General features: G+C 51.8%; 20 protein-coding genes. 4 read left to right on the top strand and 16 right to left on the bottom strand.

What is annotated here, in order from left to right; genetic code table 11:
* Positions 1 to 190: 190 nt before the first annotated feature.
* Positions 191 to 397, top strand: a complete 207-nt coding sequence (locus tag OMP40_RS14020; RefSeq protein WP_420871931.1) for a hypothetical protein — start codon at positions 191 to 193, stop codon at positions 395 to 397.
* A gap of 318 nt (positions 398 to 715) precedes the next feature.
* Here the strand turns inward: OMP40_RS14020 and OMP40_RS14015 are convergent, their stop codons facing one another.
* Entirely contained in the window at positions 716 to 1459 is a 744-nt protein-coding gene (locus tag OMP40_RS14015) for an SDR family oxidoreductase (protein ID WP_277532112.1), read from the bottom strand.
* A 166-nt stretch (positions 1460 to 1625) separates the two neighbouring features.
* Between OMP40_RS14015 and OMP40_RS14010 the strand changes: the two genes are divergently transcribed.
* Positions 1626 to 2186, top strand: coding sequence for a TetR/AcrR family transcriptional regulator (locus OMP40_RS14010; protein WP_277532111.1), 561 nt, complete (start codon positions 1626 to 1628; stop codon positions 2184 to 2186).
* A 96-nt stretch (positions 2187 to 2282) separates the two neighbouring features.
* Here the strand turns inward: OMP40_RS14010 and ltrA are convergent, their stop codons facing one another.
* The 3 genes from ltrA to OMP40_RS13995 form a co-directional block, all read right to left on the bottom strand.
* Positions 2283 to 3674 carry a group II intron reverse transcriptase/maturase gene (ltrA, locus tag OMP40_RS14005; protein ID WP_277532109.1) on the bottom strand — a complete coding sequence of 464 codons (1392 nt, stop codon included), beginning with the start codon at positions 3672 to 3674 and terminating at the stop codon, positions 2283 to 2285.
* 672 nt (positions 3675 to 4346) lie between these two features.
* Positions 4347 to 4886 (bottom strand): hypothetical protein, encoded by a 540-nt coding sequence (locus tag OMP40_RS14000; protein ID WP_277532106.1) that lies wholly within the window; start codon positions 4884 to 4886, stop codon positions 4347 to 4349.
* Between the two features lie 316 nt (positions 4887 to 5202).
* The gene (locus OMP40_RS13995) at positions 5203 to 5826 is read right to left on the bottom strand and encodes a hypothetical protein (protein WP_277532105.1); all 624 of its coding nucleotides are present in this window, start codon (positions 5824 to 5826) and stop codon (positions 5203 to 5205) included.
* 711 nt (positions 5827 to 6537) lie between these two features.
* Here OMP40_RS13995 and OMP40_RS13990 point away from each other — a divergent pair.
* Together OMP40_RS13990 and OMP40_RS13985 are read left to right on the top strand one after the other, a co-directional pair.
* Positions 6538 to 7044 carry an RNA polymerase sigma factor gene (locus OMP40_RS13990; protein ID WP_277533182.1) on the top strand — a complete coding sequence of 169 codons (507 nt, stop codon included), beginning with the start codon at positions 6538 to 6540 and terminating at the stop codon, positions 7042 to 7044.
* Between the two features lie 435 nt (positions 7045 to 7479).
* Positions 7480 to 7818 (top strand): helix-turn-helix domain-containing protein, encoded by a 339-nt coding sequence (locus OMP40_RS13985; RefSeq protein ID WP_277532103.1) that lies wholly within the window; start codon positions 7480 to 7482, stop codon positions 7816 to 7818.
* Between the two features lie 54 nt (positions 7819 to 7872).
* Here the strand turns inward: OMP40_RS13985 and OMP40_RS43125 are convergent, their stop codons facing one another.
* The 12 genes from OMP40_RS43125 to OMP40_RS13935 all read right to left on the bottom strand — a co-directional run bounded on the left by OMP40_RS43125 (position 7873) and on the right by OMP40_RS13935 (position 14431).
* On the bottom strand, positions 7873 to 8133 hold the full coding sequence (locus OMP40_RS43125; protein ID WP_459076916.1) for a hypothetical protein: 261 nt from the start codon (positions 8131 to 8133) through the stop codon (positions 7873 to 7875).
* Positions 8126 to 9844 carry a VirB4-like conjugal transfer ATPase, CD1110 family gene (locus OMP40_RS13980; protein WP_459076915.1) on the bottom strand — a complete coding sequence of 573 codons (1719 nt, stop codon included), beginning with the start codon at positions 9842 to 9844 and terminating at the stop codon, positions 8126 to 8128. The genes OMP40_RS43125 and OMP40_RS13980 overlap by 8 nt, the downstream gene beginning before the upstream one ends.
* A gap of 206 nt (positions 9845 to 10050) precedes the next feature.
* A complete protein-coding gene (locus tag OMP40_RS43120; protein ID WP_459076914.1) occupies positions 10051 to 10200 on the bottom strand; it encodes a hypothetical protein in 150 nt (49 codons plus the stop codon).
* A complete protein-coding gene (locus tag OMP40_RS13975) occupies positions 10197 to 10553 on the bottom strand; it encodes a PrgI family protein (protein WP_277532102.1) in 357 nt (118 codons plus the stop codon). The genes OMP40_RS43120 and OMP40_RS13975 overlap by 4 nt, the downstream gene beginning before the upstream one ends.
* A gap of 39 nt (positions 10554 to 10592) precedes the next feature.
* Positions 10593 to 10901 carry a hypothetical protein gene (locus OMP40_RS13970; protein WP_277532101.1) on the bottom strand — a complete coding sequence of 103 codons (309 nt, stop codon included), beginning with the start codon at positions 10899 to 10901 and terminating at the stop codon, positions 10593 to 10595.
* 25 nt (positions 10902 to 10926) lie between these two features.
* Positions 10927 to 11124: an aspartyl-phosphate phosphatase Spo0E family protein gene (locus OMP40_RS13965; RefSeq protein WP_277532099.1), complete on the bottom strand. Its 198-nt coding sequence runs from the start codon at positions 11122 to 11124 to the stop codon at positions 10927 to 10929.
* 163 nt (positions 11125 to 11287) lie between these two features.
* Positions 11288 to 11836 (bottom strand): hypothetical protein, encoded by a 549-nt coding sequence (locus OMP40_RS13960; RefSeq protein ID WP_277532097.1) that lies wholly within the window; start codon positions 11834 to 11836, stop codon positions 11288 to 11290.
* Positions 11837 to 11870: 34 nt separating this feature from the next.
* Entirely contained in the window at positions 11871 to 12128 is a 258-nt protein-coding gene (locus tag OMP40_RS43115) for a hypothetical protein (protein ID WP_277532095.1), read from the bottom strand.
* Between the two features lie 52 nt (positions 12129 to 12180).
* Positions 12181 to 12477: a glutamyl-tRNA amidotransferase gene (locus OMP40_RS13950; protein WP_459076913.1), complete on the bottom strand. Its 297-nt coding sequence runs from the start codon at positions 12475 to 12477 to the stop codon at positions 12181 to 12183.
* Entirely contained in the window at positions 12474 to 13055 is a 582-nt protein-coding gene (locus tag OMP40_RS43110) for a type IV secretory system conjugative DNA transfer family protein (RefSeq protein ID WP_277533178.1), read from the bottom strand. Before OMP40_RS43110 ends, OMP40_RS13950 begins: the two co-directional genes overlap by 4 nt.
* A complete protein-coding gene (locus OMP40_RS13940) occupies positions 13048 to 14253 on the bottom strand; it encodes a VirD4-like conjugal transfer protein, CD1115 family (protein ID WP_277532092.1) in 1206 nt (401 codons plus the stop codon). Before OMP40_RS13940 ends, OMP40_RS43110 begins: the two co-directional genes overlap by 8 nt.
* Positions 14240 to 14431 carry a hypothetical protein gene (locus tag OMP40_RS13935; RefSeq protein ID WP_277532090.1) on the bottom strand — a complete coding sequence of 64 codons (192 nt, stop codon included), beginning with the start codon at positions 14429 to 14431 and terminating at the stop codon, positions 14240 to 14242. Before OMP40_RS13935 ends, OMP40_RS13940 begins: the two co-directional genes overlap by 14 nt.
* Positions 14432 to 14458 lie beyond the last annotated feature (27 nt).

Raw genomic sequence — 14458 nt, 5'->3', positions numbered from 1 at the left:
ACCTCTATATTGAGGCTCTTTATTTTGCTAACTCTTCGTTACTTCAACAATAAAAAGAGCTGCACGGAGGAAACCCTGGCGGAAAAGCATTTCATCAACAGCGTCCCTGCTTGTGGTTACGCATTTTTATTAAGAAGAACAACCTTAGGTATATCCGTTTCACGATCTTCGACATACATCTGTTACATCGTTGATCAACCAGGGAATTCATGCTAAAAACATCTCTGAGCGTCTTGGGCATGGCAATATCAATACAACGATAAACATCTATGGGCATGCACTTCGTTCAGTAGATCAAGCTGCTGCGATAAATATGAAATCACCTTATCAGGGAAAAGGGGACGTGAATAGCTCACGTCCCCTTTTCGTCCCCAATCCCCTCACTAAATCATCCTAATTCCTTATAGATCAAGGGTGCTAACACTCTCTACATGTCACGAAGGTTTGAACACTTCGGACAGTGGGTATCAAACATGATGGATTTGGACGTTTAGGGTTACAGGACATGTTCCCGATCATTCAACTAGCATAGCCAATCTGCAACGATTCACCAATTTGGCGGTTGAAGGAGAGGGGACGATTCCTCAACGTCAGGAATTACTCGAAAATCATAGGAAAGAGCCGCGTGAGAACCCCATGCGAGCAATCGTGTCTGTTCGCCGTTATTTGCCCGGTATGTGGAGAGTGAGTTGCCCCCTCGATAAATCCAGCGCACTTACTGCGCCTGAATCGTCGGCCGGATAATCATTTCATTAATCGAAGTATCCTCGGGCTCGTTGATGGCATACGCGATGGCTTTGGCAATTCGGTCCGCCGAAATGCTCAGGCTGCGAACCCAGTCCGACATGCCGATGATTTCAGGACTGGTGATGCCATTGAGCAATTCAGTCGCCACGACACCGGGAGAAATGTTGGTGGAGCGGATGCCGAACTCCGGCGATTCTTCCTGCCTCAAGCCCTCCGAAATCGCTCTGACCGCAAATTTGGTCGCGCCGTATACAGCGGAAGCCGGGCTCATGACATGACCAGCGACGGAAGAGACATTGATTACATGCCCCGATTTCTGTGTCTTCATGATCGGCAAGACAGCAGCAATCGCGTAAAGCACCCCTTTGATATTAACGTCAATCATGCGGTCCCATTCATCGACTCTTAATTCATTTAGACGCGATACCGGCATGATGCCTGCATTGTTCACCAGAACATCCACCCGGCCGTACGTATCCACGGCCAACTGGGCAAGCGTCTGCAAGTCCTCCCGGGAGGTCACATCGGTCTTCTGAAAGTGCGCTTCGCCGCCCGCCTGCTTGATTTCATCCGCGAGTTGTTTCAGCTTATCCTCTCTCCGTGCCGCCAATACCATCTTGGCACCGTATCCCGCCAGCATCTTCGCCGTTGCCTCGCCAATCCCGCTGGAAGCTCCCGTAACGATGACCACTTTCGATTGAATATTCTCCATCTCTACTCACCCTTCGTTTCGTCTTTTATAAAACGAATGTTGATTAATCGTCTTATGTCTATTATTATAAAAATCAGAAGCAGCTTTTCAATGGTTAATGTGCAAGGTTTTATCGCATAATCAACATCTGATACCGAAGTGATTATTATTTCAAGGGGGTCCGCCTATGTCGAGTGCAGTGAAATTGGATCGACGCGTTGTCAAGACGAGAAAAGCGATTCACCAAGCTTTTCTCACACTGTTTTATTCAAGAGATATGGAGAGCATTACGATTAATGAGATTGCGGACCTGGCCGATGTCAACAGAGGAACCGTCTATTTACATTACAGCGACAAATACGATTTGCTGGATACCTTGATCGAGGAGCATATCCAAAACATGATCGGCTTTTGCGATCCGGACAGCCAGACGCGCATCCGCGATGAACTGGTTCCGTTATTTGAATATTTGAAGGAGCATAGCGACTTTTTTTCGGCCATGTTGACCACCTCCAAATCGCTTATGTTTCGGAAGCATTTGACAACGATCATATCCGCGAACATGAAAAGCAAGCTGGATCGCAATCCGCCATCTGGTACAGACATTCCCATCGAACTGCAAGCACAGTTCATGACTTCCGCCTTCGTCGGCATGATTGAATGGTGGATCGAGCAGAAAATGTCGAATTCGCCGAAATATATGGCCACCCAGATCGAGAAGCTGTTTGAAAGTGGCTACAAAGACTAGTCCCCTCGCGAAAATAATCGAGTAAGAGGGGGGCGGCTAGCCCCCGTCTTCTCACACCACCGTACATGCGGGTCCGCATACGGCGGTTCCGAAAAGTTAACAAAGACTTAAATAGCGAGAAAGCAGACTTTTCAGCCCTTTCGCCTCCCAGTAGGAGGTCGGAAGGGCATTGTTCGTGTTTCGAGACATTTCCCATGCGCCGCGACGCGAATTGGCCATCACGAAACAAGCCCATTCTGGTACGCCAAGCGCCCGGAGTTCGCGGATACGCGTGCGGACTCGTTTCCATTGCTTCCACAGACACATACGAAGCCGTCTGCGAATCCATTGGTCGAAGCGTTCGAGGTGCCCTTTCGCTGACGCAAGCCGAAAGTAACCTAGCCATCCCATCAAATAGCGGTTTAGCCGGTTTATCCTGTCTGCCATCGCCATAGAACGGGTTCGGCATGTTAGTTCTCGCACCTTCTCCTTGAAGCGCTCTATCGTCTTCGGAGCCAGGCGAATCGTCGCATCGCGGTTGCTTAGAAAGCTGAAACCGAGGAATTTCCGGTTCCAGGGTCTTGCCACCGCACTTTTGTCTCGGTTCACTTTCAGTCGTAGTTTTCCTTCTACAAAGCGCGTTACCGATTCCATGACACGTTCTCCCGCGCGCTTACTTGCGACGAAGATGTTGCAATCGTCCGCATAGCGGACGAAGTGCAAACCGCGACGAGTTAATTCTTTGTCCAGATCATCCAGCAGAATGTTCGCGAGGAGCGGACTCAGCGGGCCGCCTTGCGGTGTCCCCTCTTCCGTCCTCTGACACACGCCGTTCTCCATGACCCCGGCATTCAAGTAGGCTCGAATCAGTTTCAGGACACGCTTGTCCTTTACCTTCCGCGCCACTCTGGCCATGAGCATGTCGTGATTTACCTTGTCAAAGAATTTCTCCAAGTCCATATCTACCGTCCATCGTCGTCCACTCTGGATGTAGCGTTGGGCCTCCTTCACCGCATCGTGCGCTCGCTTGCCCGGACGAAAACCGTGACTGTGCGGGGAGAATTCCGCATCGAAGATCGGGTTCATTACTTGCAGAAGCGCTTGCTGGAGGAATCGGTCTATTACGGTCGGGATGCCGAGCAGCCTTACGCCGCCTCCGGGTTTGGGGATTTCCACCCGTCTGGCTGGCGCGGGTCTGTAGGCTCCCGCGAGGAGTTCGGCTTTCACCGTTTCCCAATAGGTCTTCAGGTAAACTTGTAGCTCGGCTACCGTTACACCGTCCACACCCGGTGCTCCTCCGTTTTGGACGACACGCTTGTAAGCGTCTCGAAGATTCTTTCCTTCGAGCATTCGCTCCAGCAAGTCGCTAGGGTCTTCGCGAGAGGAGGGGGCGGCTTGTGCCGACGAAGAACTCGGCGCTCCGGCATACCCTGACGGCTTCACCGCTTCTCTTTGCCGCAAGCTCCCTTGCGGGATATTCTGCTGTCGTTGCTCTTCGCGCGAACGCATCGTTTTCCTCTCTCCTTTCGGTTCGGCCCTTCCGTTTTCCGGCGTCCCGTACTCGCGTACTATGGCCTCTGCTGACTCCTGCGGATTCAGCAGAGCCTCCCGGCTCTGGTTACGAAGTGACTTCGCGTGTTCCGCAGGCCTCCCCAGATAAGAACGTCATCTTTCCGCCCGCGCCTGCCCAAGTTTACGGCTACAGCCCTTGGCAGCTTTGGATTTTGTCATGTAGTGGTGACTCATCCGGCTGCAGCCGCCTCAAATTGGATTCGTGTACCTCAGGCCGTGCTTTTGCCTCCAGCTTCCTTCGGATTCCACCTCGCGACGGACACCCTTGCTCTTGGCTAATGGTAGGCGCTTGCCAGCCCCCATTCCGGACTTTCACCGTATAGATGACGCCCATGCTGGGCGTACCCTAACAGGCCGCCTCCATCTGAATGAAGGCGGCCTGTTTTTAACACTTCGTACCAATGAAGGGCTGCGGTTATAAAATCCAAAACTCGGGTCCTCAGCTTGTCGCCGTTCTCCCCTCTTTTATACATGTCCGTTCCGTGAAAGCCGCTTCATCAATCATCAGTTCTTTCTGAGCCGCTCCGGAAGCTTCGTATAACTGGCGAACCTGTTTTTCAACCGCCCCCAGCATATATCCCAGAGATACGACAAACAGAGAGGGCGCTTTTATTTCCTTTTACGCTTGGAACGGCATCCAGCTTGGGACAGCATTGCGCAAGGCGAAGACAGAATCAGAAGCCGCTGAATGGGCAATGCTTGCCGGACTCCCGAAATGATGGCAGTCGTCCCTCCGCAAAAAAGCGCCGGCCAGAAAAACGCACTTTGCGCCTTGACGCTCCAGCTCCTTGAGCGCGGCTTCGGCGTCAATCTCAATAGTAGAATCCGTATTCTTGGACTGCTACGAGGCTCCATGAGCCCGATATTCAGGAAGCACGACCAGTAACCTTGCTCAGCCAGCTCCTTGCCCATATCGAGGAAGGAGCATATGCTATACCCTTGCTCATGCGCAAGCAATACGCCGTCGGAGCCGCTCCCCAGCACAAGCGTGTACAGGTACTTCCCGTCGCTCGTCTTCAGCGTCGCGGCATGCGTGAGCAGTTCTTCGGGAACACAGCTGTTTACCGGATACCCTTGTTCGGAAAGAACCGTTTGTACCGGCCAGGCGGATTCATATTGAACCGGAGGAAACGCCGGGGCTTTGGACATCTCCTCCGGCGTCTCTTGTGGAAGCGAATCCGTGAGCTGAACACTTGATAGGGGCGCTGTAGGCATTCCTACTTAACCGGCTCGCTCCCGAATGGGCTCGCACACCAGATAACGTAAACAACAAACGAGGCCACGAACAAAGGAATGACCAATGCTCGTAAGCGCAGCCCTCGGCTGAAGGATCTCATTCTTTTCATAGGAACTGCTCCTCCAAGTCATTTCAAAAGTCGTGGTTTGCGACAGCTTGTCCTTTCTTTACTCCCTTACCCGCGTACCGTCCATCGGGAAGTCCTTTGAACTATGCAGGATGACCTCTTTAATATAAAGCGAATTTAGTATCAAAGCTTGACCAACATGTCAACAACTTATCTCGGACATATGCACAACCAATTGCAGAATCTACAATTCCAACTCCGCCTTTAAGAACCGTGCCAATTGCCTGATCCCCCCTCTTAATGGATTTTCGCACCGTACTCTCATCCATCTTTTCCGTCCGAGCTATCGCTACCTTACTCAGACCCAACACATAATGAGCGTAGATGCGTCGAGCCCATTTGTCCGGCAATTGACAAAGTGCAGCGTACAATTCTTCGTCGGAAGCTTTTTGCATGATCAAATCTTCCGGTGAAATTGAGCTGTCCTGCGCTCCTTGTTCAATTCCGTCTTCCCGATCCAGAGAGAAGTAGGCCCGATTTCGATAACTCCTCAGGATGTATGCGTTTTCAGCTAACTCAAATTGTCTCATTTCACTCACGACTTCCTCCTCTACCTCCACCCAAATATCAGTTCGGTAATACGGATAAATTTCTCGCAAATTTACTTTTATTTTCATAGGCTTCTCCTTCCGTTTTGGTTTTTTTTGTGCAACCAGAACAGAAGGAAGGAGGGGAGCGGCAGCCTGAACTGCCCATCCGCCCGCCTTTCCCTTTTGCATAAACAAAAAAAAAGACCTTGCCCCAGAACGCCCTGTACATCAAGAGCGCAATATTCTGGCAAGATCTCCTGTTGTTTTTTTATAAAAATAAAAGCACCATTGGGTTTAGCTTCAGGGACTAAACACGAAACGAAAACCATCGTGCAATCTATTCGATGACACCGCAAATCGCATCAGCTCCTGACCTCCAGGCAGCACCGCTGGTTAGCAGGTCCCGAGTTGTCCAAGTACTGACCAAGATGAGTTTGATGTACTAGCAATATTTCGCATAAGTGTCCGCCCAACTACTGCCTCTTAGGACTAAAGCGAGGCTCTAGTGGGTAAACCAGAATCAATTGTCCTCCTATAAGAGTTGATGCTACAAAACCGCAAGATCACATGAATGACAAAAAATGTCGTTGACTTCGAATGAGAGAAAGGAGAACTAGGATAAAATCACTATTCAATAAGAAATAAGACCCAATATCTTTTAACAAATTCCATCTTTGGAGCTAGATCGACAAATGGCGAAGAATGGTAAAATATTGAACGCAGTTAGTCTTTTATGGCTATTAATCACTCGTTCAATAGACTTACTAGACGAAGAGGGGATATTGAGGATAACCTTCAATTTGTTCTGGTCGTTTTGTCCAACTCAATAAGCTATTGGTTGTACCAGTAAAGGAGGGGCGTTTGCCATGCAGTTCGAGATAAGCAACGAGGCCTTTTTTTGAGGAGATTTTCAATGCATATTCTCAACGGATTTACCATTATTGTAAAAAGCTAATGAGAGGGCGTTCTATCACTCTGGTGGAGGAATGCGTACAAAATACGTTTTTGCAGGTTCAAGCGAACCTTTCTAAATTGCGAAATCATCCTAACATTGCGGGATGGCTCTATGTCACCTCTAGGAATCAGGTGAATGCCATGTACCGTAAGCTTTATCGAGAGCAAAAGCACGAGGTAACCCTGAGCGATGAACAGACTAAACGCTTAACAGCAAACCACCAGGATGAGATATGTGAAGTCTTAATGGGAACGGCGGACATTGACAATTTGGCCCATCATGTCTTGCAGCAGTTAAATCTCAAAGAAAGCGAATTTTATGTTGATTATTTCAAACGCCACCTCTCGGTGCGCGCGCTCAGCCAAAAGTACAATGTATCGGAATCGGCGGTCACGACACGAATCTATCGCTTGCGGAAAAAGATTCGAAATGCAGCCCGCCATACGCTATTTGGCTAATGGACTCAAAAACAATCTCTTCCATATAAGATGGGAGGAACGCTGGCGTAATGCCACCGTTCCTCCCATCTTGTTATTTCTTAAACATGCTACAATTTGTTGTTTTTACGATACCGACTCTCTGAATACATGGATAGCAGGAGGGTAGACACCCCAAAAATAAAAAAAATAATCCTTCCTACAATCGGTATGTCCAAAAAAAGCGAAAAACAATTTCCCCCTCCTCTATGGCCTTTGCAAAACCATAGATAGTAAAGCCAGAGCGATAGTTAACAAAGGAGATCCAAACATATCGTATGTGCTTGTTTAGCCCATGGAGGATTATAACTTTTGTATTTCTGAGCTATAATTTTATGATTCAAATATAGTTTTAAGACTCTCCCCCCTTCTTGAGGTGTACTCTACACTTTATAGAAGAGAGGTTGTGGTGTCGTTATGGTTACCTTTGCACAATCTGTTGGAGCCAAGATACGCCTGCATCGGATGGCGCAAAATCTGACGCAGGACAAGCTGGGCGAGCTGATTGGCATGGCTGGCAGTTATCTGGCTCAAATCGAACGCGGCGAAATCAATGTCAAATTGCAAACGATTGAAAAGATAGCTTCCGGTTTACATATGTCGGTTCATGATTTATTTGGCGATCAGGCGGGCAGCTTGCAGGAGAATCGCTGGATCTGGGAAAGCGTCCTGCTGCTCTTGCAGCAGGACGAGGCCAAGCAGCGGCAAGCCCATCGTATCCTGAAAGCGCTGCTGACGGAGGATGAGAGCAGCTAAGGTACGGTATAGACGGGGGAGCGGCCTGGATTCCAGCCGCTCCCTTGCTTTTATTTATTCGCCCGGCTTCGTCGTCATCAACTTGTACAGCATCGTATCCCGCGGGAATTGATCGGAGAATGGAACCAAGGAGCTTCCAATCTTCATAAGACCGTTCCCGGCGTCCACATTGGTGATGTAGGAGAGCTGCAAATCCGAAATGTTGAGCAGCTCCGCCAGCTCCTTTCGGTCCGTGCTGGACTGATTGAGCATTACAATAAACTCGCTGTTGGCCAGCATCGTCCTTGCGGTATGGCTTTGCAGCAGATCATCCACGTTTTGCGTAATGCCCGTGCAAAAAAGCGCCATACTTTCGGACGCGCTTCCACAGTGCGTACAGAAAGTTGGCGCTGTATTCGTGCTGGAACAACAAATAAATTTCATCAATGAAGATAAAGGTGCTTTTGCCCTTTACCCGGTTCTGCGTAATCCGGTTCAGAATGTTGTCCAGCACGACCAGCATGCCAATCGGAAGCAGTTGCTTGCCCAAGTCCAGAATATCGTAGCAGATCAGCCGGTTATGCACGTTCACATTGGTGGGCTTGGCAAAGGTATTAAGACTGCCGGAGGTAAACAATTCAATGGCCAGCGCAATCTCCTGCGCCTCCGGCTCCGCCTGCTTCAGCAACTCCGCATGAAAGTCCTGCAGCGTCGGCGGCTCGCCCCGATAGTTACTCTGCAAAAAGCTGCGATAGACGCTGGCGGTGCATCGGTCGATCAGCGATTTCTCCTTGGCCCCAAGCTGAAACCCGCCCATCAACTGCTCACACAAGGACAACACAAACTCGGATTTCAAGATGATCGGATTCGCCCCATCTCCATACTGCCGATTCATATCCATCGCATTGATATGATTGGACGAGGTGGCCGAGATATGGATCGTTTCGCCGCCGAGCGCCTTCACCAAAGCCGAATACTCCCGCTCCGGGTCGATCAGGATCACGTCATCGTCGCTCGCCAGCACCTGATTGACGATTTCGCGTTTCGCCGTAAAGCTTTTGCCGGCACCGGGAACTCCCAGAATAAAGCTGTTGCCGTTCAGAAGCTGCTTGCGGTTGGCGAAGATCACATTTTTGCTGATGACATTCTGCCCTTGATAAATTCCTCCCGGATGCATGACCTCCTGTGCGCGGAACGGGATAAAGACCGCCGTGCTTTCGGTCGTCAGCGTGCGAAGGGCGTGTACCTTGCGTACCCCATAGGGAAGCACCGTATTCAGACCATCCATTTGTTGAAACGTGAGCGGCGCAAGCTGGCACAGATGCTTGCGGGCCGTGGTAAGCAGCGCTTCGGTGTCATGGTCAAGCTGCTCCTTGCTGTCCGCTACATGCACCATCGTAAGCAGCCCGAACATCATCCGCTGATCGCGTGTGGTCAAATCGTCCAGAAATTCCTTGCTTTCCTTCCGCTGCTGCTCCATATTGTAGGGCACAACCGCCGAGAAGTTGTTGTTTTTATTTTGCCGTCGCTGCCAGTTCGTAATGTTTGTCTCCACGCCGAGCAGCCGGTTTTCCACCTCGCGCACCGCTTCGTCCGTCGGGATTGGAATGACATCGAGAGACAGCAGCAAATTCCGGTTCAGGTCGCAAAGCTCGGCTACCATGCTGTCCTTGATGTAGCTGGCGTACTCCCGTAAAAAAATAACCCGGCCATAATGGTCGCCCATCCGAAAATGATCCCGCGTAAACTCCAGCGTATCCGGACAGATATAGTCCTTGAAGTCGTGTCCCTTTCGCATCGTCTCCGACAAATCGAAATGGAAACCGGCTTCCTCGCCAACGCGGTAAAAATCATGGAGCCTGCGCAAACGATCCGTCGCATTCAGCTCCAGGCACTTCGAGCCCAGCCGCGAAAAATGCCCCGCCAAATCAGCGCCGATACGGGCAAAGTACTGGCGCGCCTCCTCAATGCTCTTTTTCGCGACAGACACGGTGATGTATTTTTCCTGATACGTATCGTTGGAGCCTGTCGCTTTATCCAGCAGCATGCGATTGTACTCTTCCCGGTCAGGGGTCCAGCCCATCGTCCCTCAACGGAATGAGAATCGAGTCGGCCAAATCCGCCCGATTCAAGCGACGATTATTGATTGTGATTTTCGTGGTCGCTCCACTGTCCAACGAATTGAGCAGCTCGCCGTACGCAAGGAACATCGCTTCCTTGTCTTCACGGGAAGCGACGGCATAATTAATGTCTTCAAAGCGAAACGACTTGGAAAATTTCGTGCCAACCAAAAAAAATCCCGTCCGGCCAGATGGCCCGGATCGGGATCGTTTGTTGAACGCCTTTGGGAACGAGAAACCGTTCCTTGTCCTGACTGATGATGCGCTTTAGCGTTTTGATCATCGCGTCTCCTCCAAGCCGCGCTGCCGCAGCTTCCCTCGCAGCGCTTCATAGTAGCTGTTCTTGGGATGAAAGACAAGCCGCCTCGGCATCAGGAACTCCGACTTGATATACGCCCAAAGCCATTGCTCGGCGGTCATCCCGTGGTGCTGAATGAAGCCCAGCGCGGCGCAAGGGGCGGCTCCCAGAACGCACAGCCAGCTTACCGTTTCGACGCCAAGATGGCTGCGCAGTCCAAAGTACAGACCAATCGCCGCTCCTACCGCGAGGACAGAAAAAAAGAACTGCCGCAAGGATAGTCCGAAGAACAAGCTTTCCGTATAGGCCCGGATTTCCCGGTTAATTTTCACTTCCATGGTCATCCCTCCCGGAGAAGGGGCTGTGGCTGGCCGAAATCATACACCCGGCGGTTCCTTCCCGTCCCGCCAAAGCGACGGATAGAGCAGCGCCACGGCAAGCTGGATGCCCTCCTGCATGCCGCTCAAATAAATCTTCTCATTGATGAGGGCTTGCTTTAAGCCGTGCCGATCCTCCCACTCCGAAAATTCGGCCATCCGCTCGGTGTCGATTCCGGCAAACAGCGCCCGGAAAGCCCGCTCCTCCTCCATCTTGATTTGCTTCAAATCGGAATGATGCTCCGCCTGCGCGGCCGCCTTATCCACTCTCTGTTGAATTACTTTCCGAAACCATGGCGGAAATTCCATATGCGCTCCCCCCTCACGACCAGGCCTATCGTTCCAGCCTTTTCCGTTGCTGCTTCAGTCGTTGACAACGAACCACCAGTTCATCGACCTTCTGACTGAGCGCCTGCATCTCCCGATGATCGGCCAGCGGAATGGCTTGCTGCGCCAGTTGCCGCCCCAGCTCGTTCAACCTCTTTCGTTGCGATTCCAGTTCTTCTTCCAGCTCTCGTTCCAGCTTGTTCATGGATTTGACCTCCTCTCGGAGAGCCGACACGAATCAGCAACAAATATACATAAATGGTACTTGCGATCTTTCTATATGTCAAACCTGCAAATCAAATATCGAAATGAAGAAGCTACGTATAGTCAAGCAGAAGGGGGGAGCGCACAAATTGCAAATGAAAAACCTACAAGCCCATCATTTCCCGAACCACGCGATCTGCCATTTTAACGGTTCCCACCAGTACGAGCATATTAAAGATCAGCTCGCCAATGTAGGTCCAAATCATCGTCACGGCTCCGGTGCCCTCCGCAACCGCGGGCGGCGCTTCGGCGAAGGCTGCGTAAATGATGCAAGCGAGGATGATAATGGCTCCTTCCATGCAGGCGGCTGCATACCCTTTCAGGAAGGAGGTGCCAATCCGTTGGCTTGGCTCTCCGGCGAAGGACGACAAGGGAACAGGCGCGATGGCCGTATACAGATAGATTCGGAAGAAACGCCCATAGACTGAAAGAATCATAATGAAGGACAGAACGGTAATGAACAGACTGCCGAGCAGCGTCACAATCCAGAGCGGGATGCTCTCCCAAAACCCGACATCCTCAATCGCCTGGGCTATCGTCCCCGGCAAGGAAATCGACTCCATCGCTCCGAAGCCCGAGTGCCCCATAATCGTAGAAATAATGCCTTGCGTGATCTTGAACAACCCTATCATCAATTCCAAGCCGTAGGTCACAATCGCTTTGGCGAGGATGAAGCGGATAAACAGCTTAACCGCCAGCTCCGGTCGTTTCAGCTCGGCAAAATTCCCCCGCCGTTTTCATCACGCCGACCACGAAAAACAGCACCAGAAGGGCCAGACCCGTTGCCTGCAGGGCGCCGTGAATATCTGTGACAACACGCCAGATGGTGCCGCCCTTAAACGCTTCGGGCGACTGCGTGACAAGCTGCCAAATCTCATTCATCTTCTCGTTCCAGGTGTTCAGCGCATTTTCCAGATTGTCCTCGATCCAACTGTTCTTCGACATGGCTTCACCCTTTGAAACGGAGGGGAGATGCACTCCCCTCCGGTAATCAGCCTCAACCGGCAATCAAGGCCAGGATTTCCTTCGTAAACGTAATAATGACGCCGCCAGCCAAGGTTAAAAATCCATTAGCCCGTTGGGACGGATCGTGGGACTTGAGCGACAGGCCGATTTGGACGATGCCGAAGCCCAAAATAATCATGCCGACCGCCCGGATCAGTCCAAAAATGAAATTAGAGAAGTTGTTGACCGTCTCCATCGGATCTCCCTCGGCATAGGCCGTCGAAGCCCCTGCCACACCCAGCATGAGCAGCATGCCGAAGGTCAGCAACCATTGCGTTTTACGCTTCAATGCCCATCATCTCCTTGTAGGAATTGCTCCTCCAGCTCACGTTCGGACAACAATTCATAGTCGCCTTCCTCGTGCAGCACCACGGACCGCCAATCCAACTCGTGCTCCGTGCCGCCGTGACGGTAAGCCTCACCGGCGCCATCCGTCGTCAGCGCCACATGAGGATGGCCCAGCACATCGTACTTCCCGTCCAGCACCGGCCGCTCGCCGCGAATAAACAAAATGGCATAACGATTGTCCAGCAGCCGCACCTCGTCCGGCATCAGCAGCTCCCGGCCCGTCTGCTGGTAATTGATCGAATAACTGCCGCTGCGGCCTTTGCTGAGTCCGTACGTATTCGTATCGAGCGTCTCCTTGCCGAGCAGCTCCGACACATATTTGTGGGTGGATTGCTCATTGCCGCCCAGATACAGGAACAGGTCGCAGTTGCCAACAATCGATTCCCACTCATCCTTGTACAGCGCCTTGAGCTGGGCCAAATTTTGCAGGATGATCGACACGGATATTTCGCGACTTCGCATCGTCGAGAGCAGCTTGTCAAACTCGGTAGGCAGCGCAACGTTCGCAAACTCATCCATCACAAAATGTACATGAACGGGCAAGCGCCCCCCCATGCCGGTAATCCGCTTCGTACATCAGACACTGAAACAACTGCGTGTAAAGCATGCCGACAATAAAATTAAAGCTGCTGTCGTTGTCGGGAATGACGGCAAACAGCGCCGTCTTTTTCGTGCCCATGACGGACAAATCCAGCTCATCCACCACGCTCATGCCGGCGATGGTCGGCAGATTAAACTTTTCCAGCCGCACGCCCAGACCAATCAGAATCGACTTTGCTGTTTTGCCCGCCGCGAGCTTGAAAATGTTGTACTGCTTGACGGCCAGGTGCTCTTGGTCGCGCATAGCCAGCCGTTCGAACAGCTCATCCAGCGGACTTTGATACGTTTCGTCCTCTTCGCGCACCTCAGCAGCCGCAATCATCTCCATGACCATCGGGAAATTCTGCTCCTCCGGCGGCGCTTCGTAGAGCAGATACAGCACAAGCGCCTCCAGCAGCGCCGTTTCGGAGCGCTCCCAAAACGGATCGTTCGTGTTGCTGCCCTTCGGCGTCGTATTGCGAATGAGATTGGTAACCAGCCTGAGCACGTCTTTATCGTCCTTCAAATAGGCAAACGCATTGTAGCCGTGCGAAAGCTGCGGATTGATGAGATCCAGCACCTTGATGGCGTACCCTTCCGAGCGAAGCAAGCTGCCGGTATCCCGCAATATCTCGCCCTTCGGATCGAGAACGACCAGTGAGGTATGGCCTTGCATGACATTCGGCTTGGCATAAAAGCGCGTTTTCCCGGCCCCCGAGCCGCCGACCACCAGCACGTTCACATTTCGGCGGTGCTTGCGGCCGTCCAGGCCAATCCGAACGTGCTGCGTCAGGATTTTGTTTTGCTCCGGCTGCTTGCTGCGATATTTGGCATTGATTTGCCTCGCTTTGCCCCAGCGGGCGCTGCCATGCTCCTCGCGCCTGCGATAGTTGCGCAGCGAGGACACATACACGCCGATGCTCATGGCATAGGCCAACGTAAAGAGCAGCAGGCTGCGCGGCGTATCCGAAACCCAGCGAATGCGGAAGGGATGCTCCACCGCCGCGCTGAGCTGCAAGAGTAGGGCCGGCAAGCCGTCCGATAGCGCAGGGGCGGCTTGCAGCGCCAGCCAGATCACCGGCAATAAAAAAACCGCCACGAGTACAAGCTGACTCGTCACGGTTTTAGCGGGCTGCATGCTGGCTCCTGCGCTTTATCTTTTGATGGGGGGCATCAATGGTCTTCAGCAGCAGCTCGTCCACGGCATCGGTCGGCCGCCGTTCCCCGATCAAGCCGTTGCGCAGATTGTTCAGTGCGTTGATGACAATACCGTGCTCATAGTGATTCAAACAAAGTATGCGCTCGTCCTCTCTCATCGTCCTTCCTCCCGCATCTTGGTAAAG

Source organism: Cohnella rhizosphaerae (genome assembly GCF_029525575.1).
In the GTDB taxonomy this organism is placed as follows: domain Bacteria; phylum Bacillota; class Bacilli; order Paenibacillales; family Paenibacillaceae; genus Cohnella; species Cohnella rhizosphaerae.
Note: the sequence above shows the minus strand (reverse complement) of the source record. Positions and strands in the feature narration are given on the sequence as shown.

Coding starts and splice junctions, on each gene's coding strand:
- OMP40_RS14015 (WP_277532112.1), bottom strand. CDS start 1,459: ATGGAGAATATTCAATCGAAAGTGGTCATCGTTACGGGAGCTTCCAGC.
- OMP40_RS14010 (WP_277532111.1), top strand. CDS start 1,626: ATGTCGAGTGCAGTGAAATTGGATCGACGCGTTGTCAAGACGAGAAAA.
- ltrA (WP_277532109.1), bottom strand. CDS start 3,674: ATGCGTTCGCGCGAAGAGCAACGACAGCAGAATATCCCGCAAGGGAGC.
- OMP40_RS14000 (WP_277532106.1), bottom strand. CDS start 4,886: ATGTCCAAAGCCCCGGCGTTTCCTCCGGTTCAATATGAATCCGCCTGG.
- OMP40_RS13985 (WP_277532103.1), top strand. CDS start 7,480: ATGGTTACCTTTGCACAATCTGTTGGAGCCAAGATACGCCTGCATCGG.
- OMP40_RS13980 (WP_459076915.1), bottom strand. CDS start 9,844: ATGCTGCTGGATAAAGCGACAGGCTCCAACGATACGTATCAGGAAAAA.
- OMP40_RS43120 (WP_459076914.1), bottom strand. CDS start 10,200: ATGATCAAAACGCTAAAGCGCATCATCAGTCAGGACAAGGAACGGTTT.
- OMP40_RS13975 (WP_277532102.1), bottom strand. CDS start 10,553: ATGGAAGTGAAAATTAACCGGGAAATCCGGGCCTATACGGAAAGCTTG.
- OMP40_RS13970 (WP_277532101.1), bottom strand. CDS start 10,901: ATGGAATTTCCGCCATGGTTTCGGAAAGTAATTCAACAGAGAGTGGAT.
- OMP40_RS13965 (WP_277532099.1), bottom strand. CDS start 11,124: ATGAACAAGCTGGAACGAGAGCTGGAAGAAGAACTGGAATCGCAACGA.
- OMP40_RS43115 (WP_277532095.1), bottom strand. CDS start 12,128: ATGTCGAAGAACAGTTGGATCGAGGACAATCTGGAAAATGCGCTGAAC.
- OMP40_RS43110 (WP_277533178.1), bottom strand. CDS start 13,055: ATGGATGAGTTTGCGAACGTTGCGCTGCCTACCGAGTTTGACAAGCTG.
- OMP40_RS13940 (WP_277532092.1), bottom strand. CDS start 14,253: ATGCAGCCCGCTAAAACCGTGACGAGTCAGCTTGTACTCGTGGCGGTT.
- OMP40_RS13935 (WP_277532090.1), bottom strand. CDS start 14,431: ATGAGAGAGGACGAGCGCATACTTTGTTTGAATCACTATGAGCACGGT.